Genomic DNA, 20,933 nt, shown 5'->3' with positions numbered 1-20,933 from the left:
ACTCCACCCGCACGAGTGAACGGTCGCTTCATCTGCCGATCCTGGCGAGTAGCGTCGATCACGCCAATCAAGCAATGCCCATTGGCGTAAACCCGTACCGCGACTTCCGGACAGATCTCGCGGTACGGCGACAGCAACTCAGCGACGAACTGGCTAGCGGAGCACACATGGCAATCCTTCTGGGTGTCACGGAATCGTGGGTGACGTCCTCCTACACCAACAACAACGGCGCATGCGTCATGGTCAGGTCGACCACCGAGCAGGCACTGGAACTCGGGGACACCAAGATCCCTGATGGCCCCAAGGTGACGTTCCCCGCCGACGCGTGGAGCACATTCGTAGCATCGGTCAAGTAGGCCACCGATCCACATCCGTTACAGCACAACTTCACAAGCATCACCGCAAGAGCCCTCTCGACCGGCCCGCCGTCCCTGCCGAGGGGGCTCAGCCGTGCTCAGCCCGCCAACTTGCCGAGCAACGCTGCGGAGTCCTCGACCGACAGCGCGACATCATCGATCAGAGCCCTCATCGCTTTCTGATAAGCGCCCACCTCCTCGGAGTCGTTCGACATGAGATTGGAGGCGAGCAGTTCATTGCAGACGGTAGTTCCCCCGCCCTCGTACTCGAGAAGTACAAAGTCACCGTGGCTTCCGGCATGGACCGATCGATGCAGCGGCACGATCTGCACGGTGACATTGGGGCGCATCGACATTTCCTGCACCCTTCGGCGTTGATCCCGCATGATGTGCGGCTGCCCGTCGAACTCATTGTGCAGAGCCGACTCCTGGATCACGACATGCAGTTCGAACGGCCTCGACATGCGCGTCAGGATGGCCTGGCGTGCGGAGTTCATGTCTGCGACGACATCCGCCTTGCGGGCCGAGGCGCCCGGACCGTCATTGGTGATCACCACAGCTCGTCGATACTCCGACGTCTGCAACAGGCCAGGAAGAATCATGGAGCTGAAAATGAACTCTCGCACCGCCTGCGACTCCAGCTCGACAAAGTCACGGAACCCATGTGAGATCACATCCCCGTACCGCGTCCACCACCCGACATCGTCGGCGTCCCTGCACAACCGCTCGAAGTAGACCCGGCTGTCGTCCTCGACCCCATAAAGATCCGCGAGCCGCGAGTACGTGTCGAGCGACAGCTTCGTCCTCCCCGTCTCCCACCGGCTCGCCGTCGCCAAGCTGACCTCCAGCCGGTCCGCGACCTCCTGAAGCGTCAGCCCCTCTGCCGTGCGCCACTGTCGAAGCTGTGCGCCGACTCGGCGCCGGCGCGCGGATGTTCCCTCACTCATGCAGACCTCCTGCCGGAAGTCTGGCACTTGCAGCACCTCCATCACATCACCCTGAAGGGTGAAAACTTTCAGAGCAATCAGATTCCCTTGCAATGCCATCCGGGAGCGGAGCACACTCCATCCGTCGCCAGTTGCACGCGGCCGTCCCTCGGCCCGCGTCCGTCGAGCGCGGAGAACGTCATGTCTCAGCCAGGAACATCCCGAGCAGCCGTCGTCTATCTCTGCACCACCGTCCACACGGACCCACAGCCCCTGCTTCAGGCGTGCGCGGTCTACGCCGCCCGGCGGGGCTGGTACGTCCTCGACTCGTTGCACGACGCCACCGGGCAGAGCGATCCGACCGAGAGCGGCCAACGTCCGGCCCTGGCCCGTGCCATCGAGGCGTTGGACACGAGTGAGGCATCGGTACTGCTCACGGTCTCGCCGGGGATGATCTCGCCGCTCTCGACGGAGTACGACCAGGTGACCCGCCGCGTGGCGGATGTGGGCGGCTTCATCCACTCCATGGGGTGGACCGAGGTCCAGTCCCACAACAGCCGGTTCGCATAAGCGAGTTCGGGTCGGGCAGCACACTCGGGGACTGGCCGTCAGCGGAGTTCGTTCGCGTAGCGGTCCGTGCCCGGGACCGTGGGGATGAAGGGGGCCAGTAACTCCAGGTTGCCCAGGCCGGATTCGGCTACGGCGGTCCCCAGTCCCTCGAAGCGGTCCGTCCAGCACTCCCTGGGGTCCGCCTCCAGGAACCACAGCAGGGTGAGCCGGGTATCGACGCCCTCGACCTGTTTGACGTACGACATGCGGTCGAGGGGGAGGGGGGTGGGGCGGAAGAGCGTGACCATGGCGGCGGGGGAACCGGCGAGGCGCTTGGGGAGATGGCGGGAGCGCAGCCACTTCAGCAACTCGGCGCGTTCGGCGGGGCCTTCCGCGTCGATCACCTCCAGCACCAGGCCCGCGTACGGGTGGTCGAGGGCGTGGAAGTCCCGGGGGCCGGCGGCACCGTCGCGGTAGACGGTCGCCTCGTGGTCCTGGAAGGCCGTGAAGACGTGCGTACGGTCGTGATAGACGCGTGCGTCGCGATTGAGCCGTTTGTTGATGGCGACCGTCCAGCGCATGTGGTCGTCGTAGCGGCCGTCGGTGATCCAGTACGTGGAGAGGTAGCAGCCCGCGGTGACGGGTTCGGCTATCGCCGACTTCTCGGGTACGCGGAGGAGTTGGAGGTCCCGGGTGGCGACCCAGCGGCGGCCCGCGTACATCCAGGGCATCGCCATCGCACCCGCGTAGTAGTGGTCGTCCTCGTACCAGCGGTTGTACGCGTGTTCGTGGCCCGGATGCGGCTCGACCATGGTGATCAGGGCGTGGCCGAGACCCACGCCGTACGGGCCGACGGCGGCCAGTTCGGCATAGGTCTCGCTACGGGTCTCGCTACGGGTCTCACTGCGGGTCTGACTGCGGGTCTGGCTGTTGGTCTCCTCGCTCACGGTGCTCCCCTTCCGTCCTCCTGCGGTCGGTCCTACTCTGACGGTCCGTCAGATAGGGCGCCAGAGCCGGGAGGCATCGGATGACGTCACTGCTCGCCGGCAAGACCGTCGTCGTGTCGGGGGTCGGGGCCGGGCTCGGCGGACGGGTGGCCGCGGCGGTCGTACGGGACGGCGGGAACGCGGTGCTGGGGGCGCGTACCGAGGCGAACCTCGCCAAGGCCGCGGCCGAGTTGGACCCGGGCGGCGCGCACACGGCGTACCGCGCCACCGACATCACCGACGAGGCGCAGTGCGAGGCGCTGGCGGCGCTGGCGCGGGAGCGGTTCGGGGGCGTCGACGCGGTGGTGCATGTGGCCGCCTGGGACTCGTACTTCGGGGGGCTGGAGGACGCCGACTTCGGCGTCTGGCAGTCGGTTCTCGATGTGAATCTGCTGGGGACGCTGCGGATGACCCGGGCCTGTCTGCCGGCGCTGAAGGCCGGGGGCGGCGGGTCCGTCGTCTTCATCGGGACGCAGTCGGCGGTCGCCGCGCCCTCGCGGGTGCGGCAGGCGGCGTACGCGGCGTCCAAGGGGGCGCTCACGAGCGCGATGTACTCGCTGGCGCGGGAGTTGGGGCCGTACCGGATACGGGTCAACACCGTGCTGCCGGGGTGGATGTGGGGGCCGCCGGTCGAGGCGTACGTCCGGTTCGCGGCGCGGAGCGAGGGCGTACCGGAGGCGGAGGTGCTGGCGCGGCTCACCGAGCGGATGGTGTTGCCGGAGCTGGCCACGGACGGGGATGTCGCCGACGCGGCGGTGTTCCTGGCGTCGGACCGGGCGCGGGCGATCACGGGGCAGTCGTTGCTCGTCAACGCCGGGGAGCTGATGCGCTGAGAGCCGGGCCTCGCACCGGCCCAGTAGATCTTTTTCGGCCAACCAGCCGTTCATGTACCTGAATTGAAGTCACCGCTCGGAACTTTTTTACCCCCTCTTGACCTACCCCTTCCTTGCCGCAGACATGCCACGGAATTCACAGTTCACATGCCTGACCCTGGCGGCGGACCCTGGAAGGGGGCCCATGAACAGTCTCGACTGGGCCGTGCTCATCGGATACTTCGGTGTGATGGTCGTGATCGGTGTCTGGTCGCACAAGCGGGTGGACAACGTCAGTGACTTCTTCACCGCCGGCGGCAAGATGCCGTGGTGGCTCTCCGGCATCTCGCACCACATGTCGGGCTACAGCGCGGTGATGTTCACCGGATACGCCGGTATCGCGTACACCTACGGCGTGACGTCCTTCGTGACGTGGTCCTTCCCCATCGCCCTGGGCATCGCGATCGGCTCGAAGCTCTTCGCACCGCGTATCAACCGGCTGCGGTCCCGGCTGCATGTGGCGTCCCCGCTCGAATATCTGAAGAACCGTTACAACCTGGGTACGCAGCAGGCGTTGGCGTGGTCCGGGATGCTGCTCAAGATCGTGGACGTCGGCGCCAAGTGGGCCGCGATCGCGACCCTGCTGTCCGTGTTCACCGGGATCTCCCTCAACCAGGGCATCCTCATCACCGGCGGCATCACCGCGATCTACTGCACGATCGGCGGTCTGTGGGCCGACGCCCTGACCGAACTGGGCCAGTTCGCGATCCAACTCCTCGCCGGGATCGCGATGTTCATCGCCGTCGTCGGCAAACTCGACGACCACGGCGGCTTCTTCGGCGTCTGGGACGACCCGAAGCTCCAGGGCCACGCCGAACCACTGGTCGGCCCCTACGGCACGGTCTTCCTGCTGGCGTTCCTCTTCATCAAGCTCTTCGAGTACAACGGCGGCATGCTCAACCAGGCCCAGCGGTACATGGCCACGCCGACGCCGTACGAGGCCGAGCGCTCCGCCCGGCTGTCGGCGATCCTGTGGCTGGTGTGGCCGCTGGTGCTGTTCTTCCCGATGTGGATGTCACCGCTGCTGGTGACGTCGGAGAAGGGCGACGGATCGGACTCGTATGCCCTGATGACGGAACAGCTGCTGCCGCACGGGCTGTTGGGGCTGGTCATCGTCGGGTTCTTCTCCCACACGATGGCCATGTGCTCCTCCGACGCCAACGCCATCGCCGCCGTCTTCACCCGTGACTGCGCGCCGGTGATCTGGCGTCGGGCGCGGACGTGGACGGAGGGGCAGGGGCTGCGGGTGGCCCGGGTGACGACGGTGGTCTTCCTCGGACTGTCGATGGCGGCGGCGACCCAGGTCAACTCCCCCGCCTTCAAGGACATCATCACCGTCGTCATCAAGTGGGTGGCCGGTCTGATGGGCCCGATGGCGATCCCGATGATGCTCGGTCTGCTCCGGCCGTTCCGCCGCTCCGGGCCGACGGCGGCCCTCACCAGCTGGGCCTGCGGTCTGTTCGCCTTCTGGCTGGTCAACTACCCCATCCACTGGAACATCGACGGCGGCGTCCCCCTCCAGTACCAGGTCTCCATCCCGCTGGCCGTCTCCCTCGTCCTGTACATCGTCATCGGCTACATCAAGCCCGAGGACACGCCGGAACGCCTTGCGCTCATCGAGAAGATCAATACCGATGGGGACGGGGACGGATACGGCCGGGGTGGGGCGGAGGTTGGGGTGAGTGCGCGGGAGAGCTCGGGGGGTTGAGGTTGCGGGGCGTGTGCGGGTGGGTGGGGGCTGGTCGCGCCCACGCGGCGGAGCCGCACGTCGACATCGCCCCGCGCCCCTTTGGTGCCTGCGGCACCTCAAAACTTGGCGCAGGCACCCTGCTTTTAAGGGGCGCGGGGAACTTCGCGAGCAACCACACACCACCCGCAGCCGCCCCACAACCCCCACCCCCCGAGCTATTGGGCGACCACTCCGCCACCACCACGCTCGCGCCGCATGAACACATCCACCTCGTCCTCGGTCTCCAGGGTGAAGCCATGCCGTTCGTAGAGGCGGCGGGCGGGACTGCCCTGGAGGACGTTCAGGCGGACCAGCAGGTTCTGTTGGTCGCAGCGGGCCAGCAGGTGCTGGAGTACGGCCGTGCCGATGCCGCTGGCTTGGAATTCGGTGGCGAGGTAGAAGTGCTCCAGCCAGTGGGCCTCCGGCGTCGGGCGCAGGGCCACGCAGCCGGCGAGGGCGGTGTCGACCTCGATGATCCAGGTGTGGGCGGGGTCGTAGGCGTCGCGCAGGCGCTGGCGGACGCGGTGGGAATCGTAGCGGCCGAGGCGTTCGAGATCGGGTCGCATGACGACGGCCCGCAGCTCCACGAGGGGTTCGATGTCCGTGGGCCGCGCCTGCCGTAGCTTCCAGTCCGCCATGATCGGCACGTTACCCGGCCCCGTCCGGCCTCTTCGGCGGGGCCCGGCGGGTCACCGTTCACGCTCGCGGATACCTCGCCAGCCACCCCGGTGACGCCCCGCCGGGCCCGTGCAGGGCCGGGCCCTGGGTCATCTCCAGGGCGAAGTCGTCGGCGAGGACGAGGAGGGACGGGCGGCCCTCCAACTCCGCCAGCCAGGCCGGGGGCAGCGCCGTCTCGCCGTGGAGGGCGCCCAGGAGGCCGCCGGTGAGGGCGCCGGCGGTGGCGGAGGGGCCGCTGTGGTTGACGGCGAGGCAGAGGCCGTGGCGTATGTCCTCGCCCACGAGGGTGCAGTAGATGGCGATGGCGAGGAGGCGGTCGGCGGTGGCGTTGCCGACGAGGGCCTCCACGACGACCGCCGAGGGCGGGCCCTGGCGTACGGCGGTGAGGGCCTGTTGGAGGGCGTCGGCGACGGGCTGGTTGCCCGGGCGCGCGGCCAGCAGGACGAGGGTCTTCTGTACGGCGGCGTCCAGGCTCTCCCCGCGCGCCAGCGCGTGCACGATCACCGCGTACGAACCGGCCGCCAGATACGCCGTGGGGTGACCGTGGGTCTGGGCCGCGCACTCCACGGCGAGTTGGAAGACGAGCTGCGGCTCCCAGCCGACGAGCAGCCCGAACGGGGCCGAACGGGCCGCCGCCTCCGCCCCCGCCTCACCGGGGTTCTTGGGGGCGTCGAGGGTGCCCATCGTGTCGTCGCCGAAGCCGAGCAGACAGGCGCGGGACGGGTCACGGCGGGCGTAGAGCCATTCCTCGCGGGCCAGCCAACCGTCGTCCTTGCGGCGTTCGTCGGGGCCCCAGTCGCGCTGGGTGGCCGCCCAGCGCAGATACGCGCGGTGCAGATCCGTCGGCGGATGCCAGGCGCCGGTGTCCCTGCGCACCTGGGCGCGGACCAGACCGTCGACCGTGAACAGCGTCAGCTGGGTCAGATCGGTGACGGCGCCACGTCTGCCGTAGGCGGGGGCCATGTCGGCCAGGCCCTCCGGGCCGTACGTCTCGACGATCTCGGCCGGTGTCAGCTCGTCGACCGGCGCGCCCAGGGCGTCGCCGACGGCGGCGCCCAGCAGTGTTCCGCGCACCCGGCTGCGGAAGTCCTGCTGCTCGCTCCGCCCCCACACGGCACCGACTGTCGCACCCACCCCGGCCTCCCTCACGGCACCACGACGTACGTCAGTACGTAAGTACATCCGTACGCCCGTACCCCCCGACCAGTCCAGCACTGTAATCGAACGGGAACGGTCCGTTCAGCCCTCTCGGAAAGCACGATCGCCCGGTTGTCGCCGCCGATTCCCGCCCCCCGGCCGCGACACCGATCGGATGTGAACAGACAAGGTACTGGCAGAGTCTGTACGACGTCCCGGGGGCCGACTTCAGGAGGATTCGGGGGCGGCGGTGACGGATTCGGGCATGTCACCCGCCGGCCGTGTGGTTGTCCGGCCGGGGCGCCGTCTCGGCGGTGGCGGCCGCCGCCCGCTCGCGTACGTCCTGGAGCCATGAGTCGTCGGGGCGGAGGGCGAGGGCGGCGTCCGCGTCGGTCAACGCCCTTGCTGGGTCGCCGAGTTCGAGGTGGAGGGCGGCGCGGTGGCGGAGCGCCCAGGCATAACCCGGCAGGAGCGCCAGGGCGGTGTCCAGGTCGGTGAGGGCGTCCTCGTGGCGGCCGAGCCGGAAACGGCTGACGCCTCGGCTGGCGTACGCGGAGGCGTAGAGGGGGTCCAGCGCGAGGGCCCGGTCGTAGTCGACGAGGGCCTCCTCGTCGCGGTCGGCGGCACGCAGGGCGTCGCCCCGTTCGCACAGTACCCAGGGGACGTCCGGGGCGAGGGCGGCGGCGTGGCGCAGATCGGCCAACTGCCGCTCCCGCTCGCCCCGGGCCCGCCGTACGCGCGCCCGGCGCACCAGGGCCCACACGTAGGAGCCGTCGAGTTCCAGGGCGCGGTCCAGGTCGGCGAGCGCCTCGTCGAGCCGGCCCTGCGCCTGCCGTACGGCGCCCCGCGAGGCCCACGTCGAACGGCGGGTGGGGGCCAGGGCCACGGCCCGGTCGAGATCGTCGGCGGCGGCGTCCAGGTGGCCGAGGAGGCGCTGGTGGTCGCCGCGCAGCATGAGGGTCTCGGCGTCGTCGGGGGCGAGCGCGTCGGCCCGGTCGAGGTCGGCGACGGCACCCGCGTGATCACCGGTACGGGCCCGTACGACGGCCCGGCCCCGGTACGCCGTGACCAGCTCGGCGTCGAGACCGAGGGCGAGGTCGTACTCGCCCACGGCGGCCTCGTACGCCTCGCCACGGGACAACTCCCGCGCCCGAAGGGCCCGAGCGAACGCTTCCCGCCGGGGGCCGAGACCGGCACGGAGGATGAGCAGCCCGAGGGCGTCGTGGATACCGCCGCCGATGCCGGGGGTGGGCGTGGGGGTGGCTCCCGGGCTGGGGCTGGGGCTGGGGCCGGCTTCGGGGCTGGAGCTGGTTCCAGGTCCGCCGGGCCCGCCAGGTCCGCCGGTGGCCGCGTGACCGCCGCCAGGCGCCGCGTGATGCCCGCCAAGGTCCGGCTGACCGCCACCGGGTCCCGCCTGACCATCAGGTGCCGCCTGACCATCAGGTGCCGCATGGCCACCGGGCGCCGCGTGACCGCCGGGCGCCGCGTGACCGCCGCCGGGCGCCACATGAACGCCACCGAGTCCCGCCTGACCGCCGCCCGGCGCCGCATAGCCACCGCCAGGCCCCGCCTGACCGCCGCCGAATGTCGCACGACCGGCCTCGCCCCCGGCCATGTCGCCGCCTCCTCCACCGCCCCGCTCCAACGCGGTCAGCAGGTCGTCCCCCCATCGGCCCGTGTGCTCGTCGTCGGCGTCCCGGCCCGCCTGGGTCAGGGTCTCGGCCCAGCGGCGGGCGACGTCCCCGCCCTCGCCGCACGCGTCCACGACGTCCCGCAACGCCCCGTCCAGCGCGCCCCGCTCCCCCGCGCACAGCAGGTGGTACGTCTCCGCCAGCCGCAGTTCCCGCCAGCGGGCGTCGGCCCACAACCGCCCGGCGTCCCCACGGCCTCCGGCGCCCGCACGGGCGCCCGCACCCGCATCGCCACCGGCGCCCAACCGCCCTGCGGCCTCCCCCGTCTCCGCATCCCGCCGCAGGTCCGCTTCCCTCTCCACCCGCCATCGTCCGAACGCCGTCGCCAACCCCCGGTGCCGTTCCGTCCATGCCCGGGGTGCGCGGAGTCGCTGGAGGCGGGACATGGGGGTTCGTACGACGTCGTGGTAGACGACCCGGTCTCCCCGGTCGGTCACGAACGGCAGCCCGCGCAGCCAGCCGAACAACTCCTCGGCCGCACCGGGCCCCTCGCCGCCGTCGGCGGCCTCGTCCACCGCCGCGCGGAACACCTCCGCGTCCAGCCAGCGGGGCAATGCGCAGGTCAGTGCGGCGGCCCGGCGTACGGGGTCCCGTTCCCACCTCAGGAAGCGGTCCACGGCGGTCGCGCTCGGGTCGCCGGCGTCGGTGAGGTCGTCGAGGCCGGTGGGGCGGGACTCGGCGAGGGTGGAGACCAGCAGGGGCAGGCCGCCCGTGAGCCGCAGGACCTCGGCGACCACCGGCTCCGCGAGCACGCCCTTCGCCGCCAGCAGCCCCCGCGACTCGGTCTCCGTGAACGGGCGGAGCGGCAGTTCGAGGACGAAGTCGGTGAGGCCCGCCCAGCGGCCGGTGTCGAGGGGGAGTTGGCCGGCGGTGACGAGGACGACGTTGCCGGGGAGGGCGCCGTAGCGGTCGCCGATGACGATGTCGTGGAGCCAGGGGTCCAGGAAGGGGCCGGTCCGCTCGTAGGTGTCGAAGAGCAGCACCAGCCACGGCACCTCGGCGGCCACCCCGGCCAGTTCCTCCAGCAGCACCGGCGTCAGCACCCGCTCGGGCGCGAGCAGCAGCTCGGCGTCCCGGTCACCGCGCGCACGGGCCCCGCCGAGCCCGGTGGGCCGCAACCGGTCGGCCTGCCGGGCGAGTTGAGCCGGATCGACGGCACCCGCGAACGGCCCCACCACCGGTACGAGGCCCAGCGCCACGAGGGTCGCCCGAGCCGCCGCCATACTGACCGCGGAGGGCCCGCCCTCGACAGTTCGCCCCTCCCCGTCCTCCCCCGCCTCGGCCCAGGCCCGCGCCGCCGCCGACTCCGCCTCGTACCGCCGTTCGTGATGCGTGGCGAGCAGCCGTTCCAGTTCCTTGAGGCGCCGCCCCTCACGGGCGAACCGGTCCGCGACGACCGCCATCGCCTCCACCACGCTCCCCACGCCGTCGTCGACGTACGCGGTGAGCGCCCCGCACTCCCGGGCGATCTGCTCCAACTCCCGTACCAGGAAGGTCTTTCCGATGCCGGCGTTGCCGTGGGCGTGGAAGCGGAAGCGGCGGCGTTCGTCTTCGAGGGGGAGGTCGAAGGTGGCGCGGAAGGCCGCGCGTTCGGCGGTACGGCCGACAAAGCCCTGCCGGGTACGCCGCCGGATCAGCTCCCTCATCGTGGGAACGCCCGACGACTGCCCACGCCCCATGCCCCGCACCACAGCACTCCTCCACCAGTCATGACATCCCCATGGGACGTACCCATGGGACGTACCCAACGCGCCGAAAAACAACTGGGGTTGACCCCCGCGCGACACACATAGTTGGACCATGGCTGAAAAACAGACCTCCCGTGGCTCCCTCCTCTCCCTCGCCCGCCCCCTCCCCCTCGCCTCGACGCTCCTCGTCGGCACGGTCGCCCTCTACATGGCGCTCGTCGCGTTCAGCAACATCACCGACTTCGGTACGAACCAGCAGTTCGTCCAGCATGTGTTCGCCATGGACACCACGTTCAAGGACGAGGACCTGATGTGGCGGGCGATCGAGTCGAAGGGCGTCCAGAACACGGCGTACGTCCTGATCATCATCTGGGAGACGGTCTCCGCGCTGCTCCTCATCGCCGCGACCTACTTCTGGACGACGGCCCTGCGCGGCCGCGGCCCCCTCCACACCGCCCGCCGCTACAGCACCCTCGGCCTCCTGATGGTCCTCCTCCTCTTCGGCGCCGGTTTCATCGCCATCGGCGGGGAGTGGTTCGTGATGTGGCAGTCCGGCGACTGGAACGGCCTGGACGCCGCCCTCCGCGTCTTCCTCCTCAGCGCCGTGGTCCTCGTGGTGACGTACCTGCCGGCGAACGAACGGACGGACGGCTAGGGCGACTTCGGCGCGGGGCCTGGTCACGGCGGACCCGGCCCCGCCCCGCGCCCCCTCAGTCCAGCACCGGCAGCAGCTCCGGCAGATGGCCGTCCGACGCCGCCGCCGCGCGCCGGCGCTCCTCCGGCACCGGCCCGTACAGCGTCGTACGCGGCCTCGCGGGCCGGCCTGCCGCCGCCGCGACGGCGATGAGGTCCTTGACCGACTTGTACGAGCCGTACGACGAGCCCGCCATGCGGGAGATGGTCTCCTCCATCAGGGTGCCGCCCAGGTCGTTGGCGCCCGACCGCAGCATCTCGGCCGCGCCCTCGGTCCCCAGCTTGACCCAACTGGTCTGGATGTTGGGGATGTGCGGGTGGAGGAGCAGCCGGGCCATGGCCGTGACCGCGCGGTTGTCGCGCATCGTGGGGCCGGGGCGGGAGATACCCGCCAGATAGACGGGCGCGTTGGTGTGGATGAACGGCAGGGTCACGAACTCCGTGAAGCCGCCGGTCTGTTGCTGGATACGGGCCAGCGTCCGCAGATGGCCGAGCCAGTGGCGTGGCTGGTCGACATGGCCGTACATCATGGTCGAGGAGGAGCGGATGCCGAGTTCGTGGGCGGTCGTCACCACCTCGATCCAGGTGGCCGTGGGCAGCTTGCCCTTGGTGAGGACCCAGCGGACCTCGTCGTCGAGGATCTCGGCGGCGGTGCCGGGGATGGACCCGAGCCCGGCCTCCTTGGCGGCGGCCAGCCACTCGCGGATGGACATCCCGGTGCGGGTGGCCCCGTTGACGACCTCCATGGGTGAGAAGGCGTGGACGTGCAGGTCGGGGACCCGGGTCTTGACGGCCTTCGCGATGTCGAAGTACGCCGTGCCGGGCAGATCCGGATGGATACCGCCCTGCATGCACACCTCCACCGCCCCTACGTCCCACGCCTGTTGGGCCCGGTCGGCGACCTGGTCCAGGGAGAGCGTGTACGCGTCGGCGTCGGTGCGGCGTTGCGCGAAGGCGCAGAAACGGCAGCCGGTGTAGCAGACGTTGGTGAAGTTGATGTTGCGGGTGACGATGTAGGTGACGTCGTCGCCGACGGCCGTCCGGCGTACGTCGTCCGCGATACGGCAGAGCGCGTCCAGTGCGGGCCCGTCCGCGTGCAGCAGGGCCAGGGCCTCGGCGTCGGTGAGGCGGGTCGGGTCGTCGGCGGCGACGCGCAGCGCCTGCCGTACGTCGGTGTCGATGCGCTCGGGGTCGACACGGCCGGGATCGGGAGCCATACCGGGCGCGGCGGCCTCCCGCAGCGCGCCCCAGTCGCCGTAGACGGAGTCGAAGTCCTCCCGGCGGTCGCCGGTACGCCCCTGGGTGTCGATGGAGGTGTGCAGATCGACGCGGCCGGACGCGACGAACACCTCGTCGGGCTCCTGCCAGGGACGCCCTTCCACGACGGCGTCCTGCCGCGCCAGCCCCGTCCCCGGCTCGGCGAGCGCCCGTACGTGCGGAAGCAGCCGGGGGTCGAGCCAGGGCTCACCGCGCGTCACGAACTCCGGGTACGCGCACAGCCGTTCCCGCAGCTCGAACCCGGCGGCCCGCGACCGCTCGGCCAGCTCCTCGATCTGCGGCCAGGGGCGTTCGGGGTTGACGTGGTCGATGGTGAGCGGGGAGACCCCGCCCCAGTCGTCGATACCGGCCGCGATGAGCCGTTCGTACTCGCTGTCGACGAGGTTGGGCGGGGCCTGGATGTTGGCGGCGGGCCCCATGATGTGCCGGGCGACGGCGACGGCGGCGACCAGGTCGTCGAGTTCGGCGTCCGGCATCCCGCGCATCGCCGTGTCGGGCTTGGCGCGGAAGTTCTGGATGATCAGTTCCTGGATGCCGTGGTAGGCGCGGGAGATCTTGCGGAGCGCGAACAGCGACTCCGCGCGCTCCTCGTACGTCTCCCCGATCCCGAGCAGAATCCCGGAGGTGAACGGCACCGACGACCGCCCGGCGTCCTCCAGCACCCGCAGCCGTACGGCGGGCTCCTTGTCCGGGGAGCCGTGGTGCGGCCCGCCGGGCTCGGACCACAACCGGGTGGCGGTGGTCTCCAGCATCATGCCCATGCTCGGCGCGACGGGCTTGAGCCGCTGAAAGTCGGTCCAGGTCATGACGCCCGGGTTGAGGTGAGGCAGGAGTCCCGTCTCCTCCAGAATCCGGATGGAGATGGCCCGGACGTACGCGATGGTGTCGTCGTAGCCGTGCGCGTCCAGCCACTCCCGGGCCTCCGGCCAGCGGTCCTCGGGCTTGTCGCCGAGGGTGATGAGGGCTTCCTTGCAGCCGAGGGCGGCGCCCTTGCGGGCCACGTCCAGCACCTCGTCGGGCGACATGAACATCCCGTGCCCGGCGCGGCGCAGCTTGCCCGGGACGGTGACGAAGGTGCAGTAGTGACACTTGTCGCGGCAGAGCCGGGTGAGGGGGATGAACACACTCTTCGAGTACGTGATGACCCCGGGCCGCCCGGCCTGGGCGAGCCCCGCGTCCCGCACCCGCCCGGCGGACGCCACCAGGTCCGCCAACGCCGCACCACGCGCCCGCAGCAACACGGCCGCCTCACCGACATCGAGCGCGACCCCGTCCCGAGCCCGTTTCAACGCGCGTCGCATGGCGTTGTCGGTGGGGCCGGTTCCGGAGTTCGCGGGCGTCGTCATTGGTCGAGCATACGAGCGAGTTGTTTCCGTGCCGTCGCACGGGCAGCTGACAGGTTCTTCAAGAGTTCTTCATCGGTTCCGTCCTACGGTCGGTCCGCCCGCCGCGGCCGCGGACGGGTCCGGCAGGAGGGCGGGGAACCTCCGACAGGAGGACGGGGAACCGGTGAGGACGAATCGGGTACTGCTGGCCGCGGTGGCTTCGGTCATGACGCTGGCCCTTGCCGGCTGCGGCGGCGACGAGGGCGGCTCGGAGATCCCGTCCGCCGCGAGCGACGGCGCCGTCACACCGTCCGCCGGCACGGACGGGGAGAGCGGCGGGGAGAGCGGCGGGGACGACGTGGCCGCCTATGTGAAGGCACAGCGGGAGTATGTGAAGTGTCTGCGGGAGAACGGGGTCGACGCTCCGGACCCGGACGACAAGGGAAACATCGACTTCGGTGACAACGCGGCCCTGAAGAAGGACCCGAAGTTCCTGGCCGCCTCGGAGAAGTGCGCCGAGTTCGTGGTGGCGGTGCCCGAGAGCATCGAGAAGGGCAACCAGGCGGAGCTGACCCCCGCGCAGATCAAGGTGAAGCAGGACTACGCGAAGTGCATGCAGGAGAACGGGGCGCCCGACTTCCCCGACCCGGGCCCCGACGGTCTCGGACAGGGTGAATGGGACCAGAGCTCGGCGGGCGCCAAGCGGGCCATCCGGATCTGCGGGCCGATCGTGGGCGTCCCGGCGACCCCGAGTCCGGGCAAGGGCTGATCGTGGCGAACGCGGTGACGCACATCGAGGACGAGCCCCAGGCCGCCTCCGAGCCGCCCCACGGCAGACGCGGGCGGCGGGCGGCACTGATCGCCTGTGCCGTGGTCGCGGTGGCGGCGGTCGCCGTGGTGGGCGCCCTGGGGCTCGGCGGCGGCGAGGACGAGGGGCCGGGCGCACCGCCCCGGACCGGGTCGCTGGTTCCGGTGACCCGGGAGACGCTGACCGAACGCACCCAGGTGGACGGCCAGTTGGGATACGGCACGGAGATACCCCTGCCGGTCAAGGCGACCGGCACCGTGACCTGGCTGCCCGAGGCGGGGACCACGGCGGAACGGGGCGAGACGCTGTTGCGTGCCGACGACCGGCCGGTGGTGCTGCTGTACGGGGCGCTGCCCATGTACCGGGACCTGGGGCTGCCGTCCACCGCGTCTGGGGGCGAGACCGCGTCGGGGGGCGACACCGCGTCGGGGAACGAGGCCCCGTCCGGGGGCGAGGCCGTGTCCGGGGGCGACACCGCGAAAGGCACCGGGGCTTCCGGTGAGCAGCCCGCGGCCGGCGGGACCGGGGCCGGTGGGACCGGCAAGGGCGCCGCCCCGGGCCCCTCCGCGTCACCGACCCCGACCCCGACTCCGACGGATACCCGGACCGCCGCCGCGCCGAAGCTCAAGGGCATGGACGTCCTGCAGTTCGAGACGAACCTGGCCGCGCTCGGTTTCACCGGCTTCACGGTGGACGAGACGTTCACCATCAGGACCGCCGACGCGGTCGAACGTTGGCAGAAGTCGCTCGGGGTGCCCGAGACCGGGACGGTCGGCATCGGGGATGTCATCTACTCCGCCGGCAAGGTGCGGATCGGCCGGCCGGGCGTCCGGCTCGGCGAGGCCGTCGGTGAGAACGCCCTCACATACACCGGCACGGCACGCAAGGTCGTCGTCAACGCCTCGGCCTCCGACTCCTTCTGGGCCGTGCGTGGAACGGCCGTCCGGGTTCTGCTGCCCGACGGCAGGTCCGTGAAGGGTGAGGTGGCGTCGGTGGGCAGACAGGCCAGTGCGCCCGAGGGCGGTTCCGGCGAGGACGGTTCGGGGCAGGGCGGCGCGACGCTGCCGGTGACCGTCACCATCGAGGACCAGAAATCCGTGGGGCGGCTGGAGAGCGGCCCCGTCACCGTCGAGTACGTCGGCCGCGAGGCGAAGGACGTGCTGGCCGTCCCGGTCGCCGCGCTGGTGGCGCTGGCGGAGGGCGGCCATGGACTGGAGACGGCGGACGGCGGTTTCGTCGCCGTGAAGACCGGGCTGTTCGCCGACGGCAAGGTGGAAGTGAGCGGTTCCGCCGTGCGCGCGGGACTGAAGGTGAGGATTCCGGAGTGAGCGGAGTGAGCGGCGGGTCTCGGGCTGCCGTCGAAGCCGACGCCGTCTCCAAGGCCGTCGTCGAGTTCGATGCCGTCTCCAAGACGTATCCGGGCGGAGTGGCGGCGGTCCGCGAGGTGAGTCTGCGGATCGGGCGCGGGGAACTGGTCGGGGTGGTCGGCCCGTCCGGCTCCGGCAAGTCCAGCCTGCTCCATCTCATGGGCAGCCTCGACCGGCCCTCGGCGGGCCGGGTCCTGGTCGACGGCTACGACGTGGCGAAACTGTCCGACCGCGAGGTCTCCGCGCTGCGGGCCACCCGGATCGGCTTCGTCTTCCAGCAGTTCCATCTCGCGGTCGGGGTCCCGGTCCTGGACTCGGTGGCGGACGGACTGCTCTACGCGGGTGTCCCGATGCGCCGCCGCCGGGCCAGGGCCGAGGCCGCGCTCGCCCGGGTCGGTCTCAGCCACCGCGTCCGGCATCTGCCCCACCAGCTCTCCGGCGGCGAGCGGCAGCGGGTCGCGGTGGCCCGTGCCGTGGTCGGCGAGCCCTCGGTGCTGCTCGCGGACGAGCCGACCGGCAACCTCGACTCCGCGTCGGGGGATGCCGTACTCGCCCTGCTGCGCGAACTGCACGCGGCCGGCACCACCGTCGTGGTCATCACGCACGACCGTGAGATAGCGGCACGACTCCCGCGACGCATCGAGATGCGCGACGGACGCGTGGTCGCCGACACGTCGGCCGGGGCGACGGCCGGGACGACGCCCGGGACGACGACCGGGACGGCTACCGGCGCGGCAACCGGGACGGCGACCGGGGTGTCCCGATGACGCACAGCGCCTCGAACTCTCCTGGGCGGGAACCGGAATCACCCGACTCACCGAACCCCGCCGAGTCCCCCGACTCACCCAACCCGCCCGCTACCCCCGAGTCCCCCGAGTCCCCCGAGTCCCCCGAGTCCCCCGAGTCCCCCGAGTCCTCCGAGTCCTCCGAGTCCTCCGATGCCTCCGATGCCTCCGATGCCTCCGGCTCATCCAACTCACCGGGCTCGCCCGGCTCTCCCATCCGACTGGAGTCGGCCGTCTCCACCAACCCGCCGGAGTCACCCGACTCCACCAACCCGCCGGAGTCACCCCACTCCGCCAACCCACCCGAGTCCCCCGATACCCCCGGCTCTCCCAACCCACCTGATTCCCAAAGCTCACCCGGCCGTCTCGACGCGCCCCCTCCGGCGGTGCCGGATCGTGGGCGGGACCGTGGCAACGGCCGCCGGTGGGGGAAGGAATCCGGCGACCGGCTGCAGGCCGCCCGGCTCGGGCCCGCGGATCTCGTACGGCTCGGCGGGACGGGCCTGCGGACCCGTCCGCTGAGGGTCTTCCTCTCCGCGCTCGGCATCGCCATCGGTGTCGCCGCGATGATCGCGGTGGTCGGCATCTCCGGCTCCGGACAGGCGGAGGTGGACCGGCGGCTCGACGCCCTCGGCACGAATCTGCTGCGGGTGGCTCCCGGCGAGTCCCTCACGGGAGAGCAGGCCGAACTGCCCTACGAGGCCGTCGCGATGATCCGTCGTATCCCGCCGGTGCGGCAGGTGGCCGCCACCGGCGCGACCGACGCGCACATCTACCGCAACGACCACATCGCCATCGGCCGGACCGGCTCCCTGACCGTTCTCGCGGCCGGCACCGATCTCCTGCCGGCCGTCGGCGGCCGGGTCCGTACGGGACGCTGGCTGGACTCCGCGACCGACGAGTACCCGGCGGTGGTGCTCGGCGCCACCGCCGCCCAGCGACTCGATGTGTACACGCCGGGCACCCGGGTCTGGCTCGGCGGTCGCTGGTTCTCGCTGATCGGCGTCCTCGATCCGGTACCGCTGGCGCCGGAACTCGACAGCGCCGCCCTGGTCGGATGGCCGGCGGCCCGGACCCATCTGCGTTTCGACGGCCACCCGTCGACGGTGTACGTCCGTGCGGAGGACAGCCGGGTCACGGCGGTACGGGCGGTGCTCCCGGCCACGGCGTACCCCGAGAAGCCGGGCGAGGTGCGGATCTCGCGGCCCTCCGACGCGCTGGCGGCCCGCGAGGCCACCGAGTCGGCGCTGACCGGGCTGCTGCTCGGTCTCGGCGGGGTCGCCCTGCTCGTCGGAGGTGTGGGTGTGGGCAACACCATGGTCATCTCGGTACTGGAACGGCGTTCGGAGATCGGTCTGCGGCGTGCCCTCGGGGCGACCAAGGGCCAGATCCGTACGCAGTTCGTGACGGAGTCACTGCTGCTGTCGCTCATCGGCGGTCTGGCCGGAACGGTCCTCGGCACCCTGATCACGGCGGGATACGCCCTGAGCCGCGACTGGCCGACGGTGGTCCCGGCCTGGGCGAGCCTGGCGGGCATCGCCTCGACCCTGGTCATCGGCATGATCGCCGGTCTGTATCCGGCGGTCCGCGCGAGCGGGCTGTCCCCGACCGAGGCGCTGTCCGCCACCTGAGGGCAGGGGCGACCCGCTCGGGATCGCCCCTGCCGTCGCGTCACCGCGAGGTGGTGCTCAGCTCATCGAACCGGCTGAACCGGCTGAACGGGCTGAACGGGCTGAACGGGCTGAACGGGCTGAACGGGCTGAACGGGCTGTCAGAAGCCGCAGTACACGAGGCTGCCACCATCGCTCAGCACGTCGTCACGCATCCAGCCGTAGACACCGGTGGCGTCGTTTCTCGTGTACGTCCAGGTGTAGCCGTCGTTGCCGACCGTGTAGCAGTGGTAGTCCAGCGAGTGGCTGCTGTAGGCGATGCCATTGCTGCTACAGCCGGTGCTGGAACCGGAGCGCATGTTGACCCCGTTGGCCGACCTGACCCACCCGCTGCCGTCCCGGTCCGAGACCGACGTACCGCACGACGCGTGCGCGGCGGCCGGCGTCGCCAGGGACAGCGGAACCGCCACGGCGACGGCCGCGAGCATGGGCACGAGAGCTGTGAGTCGTTTCATGATGAACCCCCTTGTGTTGACTGAGCATGTACGATCACCCCCGATTTCAGCGGAAGAAATGATTCCTGCGGGACTGGCCGAAACTCATGTGAGAGAGGCCGACAATCACCAGAACGAATGGAATGGAATATTCCTGAAGGACATTGGCCGATAACACCCCTTTCAAAATCCGGAAAACAATGAAAGGAGGCACGGAAAGCAACGGACGGAAAGCAGCGGATAGGAAGCAACGGACGGGAAGCGATGGAAGGCAAGCGATGGAAGGAGGAATGGTGAGTTTCCGGCTCCGCGTTCTCGGTCTGCTCATGCTGGTGGCGCTGGCCGCCACCTCCGCCACCGCCTGGCTGACGCTTCGCCAGGCCAATCGCCAGGTCCAGGAGACCGTGACGGCCGGCCGCCAGGAGGTCTCCCGGATCACCGGCGAACTGCGCGCGTACGGATTCGCCCACGGCACCTGGGAAGGACTCTCGCCCACGGTGGCCGCGCTCGCCCGGGACACCGGTGAACGCATCCGGGTCATCACGGAGTCGGACGTCCTGCTCGCCGACTCCGACGCCCTCGCCGGCCGTGAGCCCCGAGCGCTGAGCGGCCAGCCCCCGGTCCTGGTCGACCCGCGCCCCGTACTGCGGTTCCCGCAGGGTTGGACACCCCAGACCTCGACGAAATTCACCGCCACGGCGATCACCGACTACCGGGCGGCGGTGGCGTACGCGGCCTGTCTGACCCGGGCCGGGGCGGAGGTGACGGCCGTCGCGGACGACTTCGGGATACCCCGGATCAGCGCCGACCGGCGGCCCTCGCGGTGCGAGGAGCCCGAGCCGGGCGCGAACCCGCCGACCTCGCGGGATCTCGACGCGGTCCGGTCGTGCGAGGCCGGGCGACAGCTCATCGACTGTCTGCAGCGGGTGTTCGGCGAACGGACCGCTTCCGTCGCCCCACCGCGCCTGGAGATCCGCCTGGGCGTCCAGAACGAGTCACCGCCCACCCTGGCCGTCGCGCCCACCGTGGCGGTGGCGGTCGCGGTCGCCCTCGCGGCCGTCCTCGGGGCACTGCTCCTGAGCAGGGCCGTACTCCGGCCGGTCCGGGCCATGACGCTGGCCGCGAAAGGGCTCGGCGAGGGCGACCTCGGCCGCCGGGTCCCCGCCTCCGGCCGGGACGAGATCGCCCAACTCGGCCGCACCTTCAACCGCATGGCCGATTCCATCCAGGCCGGGGAGGAGCGCCAGCGCCGCCTCACGGGTGATATCGCGCACGAACTGCGCACCCCGCTGGCCAATCTGCGCGGCTATCTGGAGGCCCTGCGGGACGGCGTCGTCGAACCGACCCCCGAGCTGCTGGCGTCCCTGCACGAGGAGGCGATGCTGCAACAGCGGATCGTGGACGATCTCCAGGACCTCGCGCTGGCGGAGGCCGGCACCCTCACCTACCACCCCGCCGAGGTCGACCTGAGGCAGCTGCTGGAGGCCGCCCGCACCGCCCACCACGCCCAGGCCCAGGCGACGGGCATCACGCTCGAACTGCGGGCGCCACGGCCGGTGTTCGTGACCGCGGACCCGGACCGGCTGCGCCAGGTCGTCGGCAATCTGGTCGGCAACGCGTTGCGGGCGACCGCGACGGGCGGCACCGTGACCCTGGCCCTGACCCCCCGGGGTGAGCTGGCCGCCATCGAGATACGGGACACCGGCAAGGGAATAGCGGAGGAGGACCTGCCGCATCTCTTCGACCGCTTCTGGCGGGCCGACGCCTCCCGGGGCCGGGCGACCGGCGGCAGCGGCCTGGGACTGTCCATCGCCCGCCAGATCGTCACCGACCACCGAGGGACGATCGAGGTGCGCAGCAAGCTCGGGGTGGGCACGACATTCACGGTCGCGCTGCCCATGGCACCGGGAGGCGGGCCGTCAGGAGGAAGCTGAACCCTGGCGGGGCGTCAGGAGGAAGCT

17 protein-coding genes are annotated in these 20,933 nt (G+C 71.0%); 10 read left to right on the top strand and 7 right to left on the bottom strand.

Annotation, left to right across the window (positions count from 1 at the left end; genetic code table 11):
* The first annotated feature begins 167 nt into the window (after positions 1-167).
* Entirely contained in the window at positions 168-356 is a 189-nt protein-coding gene (locus tag ACWD4G_RS07340; RefSeq protein ID WP_451291242.1) for a DUF397 domain-containing protein, read from the top strand.
* A 98-nt stretch (positions 357-454) separates the two neighbouring features.
* Here ACWD4G_RS07340 and ACWD4G_RS07335 read toward each other — a convergent pair whose 3' ends face one another.
* Complete coding sequence (locus ACWD4G_RS07335; RefSeq protein ID WP_451291241.1) at positions 455-1,402, bottom strand: helix-turn-helix domain-containing protein; 948 nt, start codon at positions 1,400-1,402, stop codon at positions 455-457.
* An 81-nt stretch (positions 1,403-1,483) separates the two neighbouring features.
* Between ACWD4G_RS07335 and ACWD4G_RS07330 the strand changes: the two genes are divergently transcribed.
* Complete coding sequence (locus ACWD4G_RS07330) at positions 1,484-1,852, top strand: hypothetical protein (protein ID WP_451291240.1); 369 nt, start codon at positions 1,484-1,486, stop codon at positions 1,850-1,852.
* 38 nt (positions 1,853-1,890) lie between these two features.
* Here the strand turns inward: ACWD4G_RS07330 and ACWD4G_RS07325 are convergent, their stop codons facing one another.
* Positions 1,891-2,778: a hypothetical protein gene (locus ACWD4G_RS07325; protein ID WP_451291239.1), complete on the bottom strand. Its 888-nt coding sequence runs from the start codon at positions 2,776-2,778 to the stop codon at positions 1,891-1,893.
* A gap of 80 nt (positions 2,779-2,858) precedes the next feature.
* On the opposite strand from ACWD4G_RS07325, the gene ACWD4G_RS07320 reads away from it, so the two are divergent.
* Positions 2,859-3,650, top strand: a complete 792-nt coding sequence (locus tag ACWD4G_RS07320) for an SDR family oxidoreductase (protein WP_451291238.1) — start codon at positions 2,859-2,861, stop codon at positions 3,648-3,650.
* Between the two features lie 184 nt (positions 3,651-3,834).
* Positions 3,835-5,397 carry a sodium:solute symporter family protein gene (locus ACWD4G_RS07315; RefSeq protein WP_451291237.1) on the top strand — a complete coding sequence of 521 codons (1,563 nt, stop codon included), beginning with the start codon at positions 3,835-3,837 and terminating at the stop codon, positions 5,395-5,397.
* A 197-nt stretch (positions 5,398-5,594) separates the two neighbouring features.
* Here the strand turns inward: ACWD4G_RS07315 and ACWD4G_RS07310 are convergent, their stop codons facing one another.
* The 3 genes from ACWD4G_RS07310 to ACWD4G_RS07300 all read right to left on the bottom strand — a co-directional run bounded on the left by ACWD4G_RS07310 (position 5,595) and on the right by ACWD4G_RS07300 (position 10,603).
* Positions 5,595-6,056 carry a GNAT family N-acetyltransferase gene (locus ACWD4G_RS07310; RefSeq protein ID WP_451291236.1) on the bottom strand — a complete coding sequence of 154 codons (462 nt, stop codon included), beginning with the start codon at positions 6,054-6,056 and terminating at the stop codon, positions 5,595-5,597.
* Between the two features lie 58 nt (positions 6,057-6,114).
* Positions 6,115-7,230, bottom strand: coding sequence for an ADP-ribosylglycohydrolase family protein (locus ACWD4G_RS07305; protein WP_451291235.1), 1,116 nt, complete (start codon positions 7,228-7,230; stop codon positions 6,115-6,117).
* 271 nt (positions 7,231-7,501) lie between these two features.
* On the bottom strand, positions 7,502-10,603 hold the full coding sequence (locus ACWD4G_RS07300) for a tetratricopeptide repeat protein (protein ID WP_451291234.1): 3,102 nt from the start codon (positions 10,601-10,603) through the stop codon (positions 7,502-7,504).
* A 121-nt stretch (positions 10,604-10,724) separates the two neighbouring features.
* On the opposite strand from ACWD4G_RS07300, the gene ACWD4G_RS07295 reads away from it, so the two are divergent.
* On the top strand, positions 10,725-11,267 hold the full coding sequence (locus tag ACWD4G_RS07295; RefSeq protein ID WP_451291233.1) for a DUF2165 domain-containing protein: 543 nt from the start codon (positions 10,725-10,727) through the stop codon (positions 11,265-11,267).
* A 55-nt stretch (positions 11,268-11,322) separates the two neighbouring features.
* Here the strand turns inward: ACWD4G_RS07295 and ACWD4G_RS07290 are convergent, their stop codons facing one another.
* Positions 11,323-13,929: a bifunctional FO biosynthesis protein CofGH gene (locus ACWD4G_RS07290; protein WP_451291232.1), complete on the bottom strand. Its 2,607-nt coding sequence runs from the start codon at positions 13,927-13,929 to the stop codon at positions 11,323-11,325.
* Between the two features lie 163 nt (positions 13,930-14,092).
* Here ACWD4G_RS07290 and ACWD4G_RS07285 point away from each other — a divergent pair, with 163 nt between their 5' ends.
* The 4 genes from ACWD4G_RS07285 (at position 14,093) to ACWD4G_RS07270 (ending at position 18,499) form a co-directional block, all read left to right on the top strand.
* Positions 14,093-14,677, top strand: coding sequence for a hypothetical protein (locus ACWD4G_RS07285; RefSeq protein ID WP_451291231.1), 585 nt, complete (start codon positions 14,093-14,095; stop codon positions 14,675-14,677).
* Positions 14,678-14,679: 2 nt separating this feature from the next.
* Positions 14,680-16,044 carry a peptidoglycan-binding protein gene (locus ACWD4G_RS07280; RefSeq protein ID WP_451291230.1) on the top strand — a complete coding sequence of 455 codons (1,365 nt, stop codon included), beginning with the start codon at positions 14,680-14,682 and terminating at the stop codon, positions 16,042-16,044.
* A gap of 5 nt (positions 16,045-16,049) precedes the next feature.
* Positions 16,050-16,850 (top strand): ABC transporter ATP-binding protein, encoded by an 801-nt coding sequence (locus ACWD4G_RS07275; RefSeq protein ID WP_451291671.1) that lies wholly within the window; start codon positions 16,050-16,052, stop codon positions 16,848-16,850.
* 467 nt (positions 16,851-17,317) lie between these two features.
* On the top strand, positions 17,318-18,499 hold the full coding sequence (locus ACWD4G_RS07270; RefSeq protein ID WP_451291669.1) for an ABC transporter permease: 1,182 nt from the start codon (positions 17,318-17,320) through the stop codon (positions 18,497-18,499).
* Positions 18,500-18,639: 140 nt separating this feature from the next.
* On the opposite strand, the gene ACWD4G_RS07265 is transcribed toward ACWD4G_RS07270, so the two are convergent.
* The gene (locus ACWD4G_RS07265; RefSeq protein ID WP_451291229.1) at positions 18,640-18,993 is read right to left on the bottom strand and encodes an SH3 domain-containing protein; all 354 of its coding nucleotides are present in this window, start codon (positions 18,991-18,993) and stop codon (positions 18,640-18,642) included.
* Between the two features lie 272 nt (positions 18,994-19,265).
* Between ACWD4G_RS07265 and ACWD4G_RS07260 the strand changes: the two genes are divergently transcribed.
* Positions 19,266-20,906, top strand: a complete 1,641-nt coding sequence (locus ACWD4G_RS07260; protein ID WP_451291228.1) for a sensor histidine kinase — start codon at positions 19,266-19,268, stop codon at positions 20,904-20,906.
* Positions 20,907-20,933: the final 27 nt, after the last annotated feature.

The sequence above is a fragment of the Streptomyces sp. NPDC002643 genome (genome assembly GCF_053592555.1).
Note: the sequence above shows the minus strand (reverse complement) of the source record. Positions and strands in the feature narration are given on the sequence as shown.